This is a genomic window from Anaerophaga thermohalophila DSM 12881 (assembly GCF_000191885.1).
GTDB classification, from domain to species: Bacteria; Bacteroidota; Bacteroidia; order Bacteroidales; family Marinilabiliaceae; genus Anaerophaga; species Anaerophaga thermohalophila.
This window is the reverse complement of record NZ_AEWI01000097.1, coordinates 1-1,560: the sequence shown is the minus strand read 5'-3', so window position 1 is coordinate 1,560 and position 1,560 is coordinate 1. Positions and strand designations below refer to the sequence as shown.

1 protein-coding gene and 1 CRISPR repeat array are annotated in these 1,560 nt (G+C 35.7%); the gene reads left to right on the top strand.

Features of this window, described 5'->3' with window-relative positions; all coding sequences use genetic code 11:
• Window position 1: 1 nt before the first annotated feature.
• Window positions 2-1,200: a CRISPR direct-repeat array (repeat unit 37 nt; unit sequence CTCTGAGAGAATATTCCACTAAAACAAGGATTAAGAC).
• Between the two features lie 39 nt (window positions 1,201-1,239).
• Window positions 1,240-1,470 (top strand): hypothetical protein, encoded by a 231-nt coding sequence (locus ATH1_RS0115685; RefSeq protein ID WP_010423915.1) that lies wholly within the window; start codon window positions 1,240-1,242, stop codon window positions 1,468-1,470.
• The last annotated feature ends 90 nt before the right edge of the window (window positions 1,471-1,560 follow it).

The window sequence follows — 1,560 nt, the reverse complement described above, 5'->3', positions numbered from 1 at the left end:
ACTCTGAGAGAATATTCCACTAAAACAAGGATTAAGACAATCTCTTTCTTTGACAAACCAGTAAAAAGTGAAACACTCTGAGAGAATATTCCACTAAAACAAGGATTAAGACCAATGCTAAAATGAATAAATTAATCATGATTTTGGACTCTGAGAGAATATTCCACTAAAACAAGGATTAAGACTTTTTAATATTTTTCATAGTAGTAGTTTTTTGAGTTCTCTGAGAGAATATTCCACTAAAACAAGGATTAAGACGCCTGGTAAAACTTGATTACAAAATCCATATTTTTACCTCTGAGAGAATATTCCACTAAAACAAGGATTAAGACAACGCAGATATATTATTTTCATTTCTATTTCATGCTCTCTGAGAGAATATTCCACTAAAACAAGGATTAAGACATCAAAGACTGCACGGTGACGGTCTTCCCAAACGTTCTCTGAGAGAATATTCCACTAAAACAAGGATTAAGACAGATTAAATGGTTTTTTTACTTTTGTGCTTGCAGCTCTGAGAGAATATTCCACTAAAACAAGGATTAAGACTGACTGTGTTTTTTACGCTTAGAGCCCGAAACCGGCTCTGAGAGAATATTCCACTAAAACAAGGATTAAGACCACTCGTTGAAATGTACATCGTAGGTTTTCATAAACCCTCTGAGAGAATATTCCACTAAAACAAGGATTAAGACACGAAGTGACCGAATTTTCCCTTATTTGTTAAAACTCTGAGAGAATATTCCACTAAAACAAGGATTAAGACTTATGATAATTCATTCGCTCATTAGCTTCATTCATTCTCTGAGAGAATATTCCACTAAAACAAGGATTAAGACACTTTAATGCCCATATAATCGGCAATCATCTTTCTCTGAGAGAATATTCCACTAAAACAAGGATTAAGACTTTTTTCAACCATTCCTCTACTGCATAAAATCCTGGTCTCTGAGAGAATATTCCACTAAAACAAGGATTAAGACCCCATCTCGTCTAAACCGTTTTGGAGTTGGATAAACCTCTGAGAGAATATTCCACTAAAACAAGGATTAAGACCTCACGCCAATGTAGTACCTCAGCGACTTACCCAGACTCTGAGAGAATATTCCACTAAAACAAGGATTAAGACTCTGAGGGTCTTTAATATTACCCACTTTTACATCGTCAGAGAAGGTATTCCACTAAAACAAGGATTAAGAAGTGATTTGATTTTGATTATAGTCACTCTAAAGAATTTTGATGTTTGCTTCTACCCGTAACGTGGAGTTGGCTGAAGGAATTCTTTCCTTTTTGCAAATCCATTGCAGTGATGGGATATATTTTGGCAAAAAATTGAATACTGCACTCATGGAACTTGTGTTAAATACATACGGCAGTACTTTAATGAAAGAAAATGATGCTTTTGCCGTTGTGTCGAAAGCCTTCGGCCTCGCACATATTGCAATCTCCGTGCTAACAGCCTTACTTTGATGGCAAAAAATGAGGATGACCTTATCAACATTCAAGAAGCTATTCCAGGAATACCAGGAATCCGGTCTGAACATAACCCAACTTGTCATC

Bases quoted from the DNA above. Each gene is read 5' to 3' on its own strand.
- ATH1_RS0115685 (WP_010423915.1), top strand. From the start codon at position 1,240: ATGTTTGCTTCTACCCGTAACGTGGAGTTGGCTGAAGGAATTCTTTCC.